This window comes from Shewanella sp. c952 (genome assembly GCF_019654975.1).
Classification (GTDB): Bacteria; Pseudomonadota; Gammaproteobacteria; order Enterobacterales; family Shewanellaceae; genus Shewanella.
Window position 1 is genome coordinate 1 of record NZ_BPEW01000145.1, and the last position, 430, is coordinate 430.

Annotated in this window: 1 protein-coding gene; it reads right to left on the bottom strand. The window is 55.6% G+C overall.

Annotation, left to right across the window (positions count from 1 at the left end; translation table 11 throughout):
* On the bottom strand, positions 1–236 hold a 236-nt coding region (locus K5R16_RS22305; RefSeq protein ID WP_220740617.1), incomplete at its 3' end, for a phosphoglycerate mutase family protein.
* Between the last annotated feature and the right edge of the window lie 194 nt (positions 237–430).

Here is a 430-nt window from a genome sequence, read left to right on the forward strand (position 1 = left end):
ACCTCTGCCACCAGAGCCGCCGTTTCCATGGCCCTTCCCAGCGGGCTGGAAACCAGCTGAAATTCTTGTTCAGGATTTCCTGCCGATTGCCGCAGCTGTTGTTGCAAGGCAACACCATAGGCCTTGGCCTGCGCCCTGCCGAGTTCGGTCAGCGGCGAGTTACAGTGTCCCTGCAGCTTACCGGCGGCATTAAACTCAGTCTGGCCGTGGCGTAGTATAAATATTTCCTTTGGCATGGCGGTCAATTCCCGATACTGCTTAAACGGTTGGCTGCAAAAGAGGGTACTCCCCAGCTGCGGAAGGAGCAAGCTGGGGCTGAATACTAGCGGCACACTTGCCATGGGCTTCCTGTCCATCTGCATCGCAGGTGATGGGCTGCAGCTAAACCAGCAGATAAACCCAAGGTCATTGGTTAGTTTTTGCCTGAAGC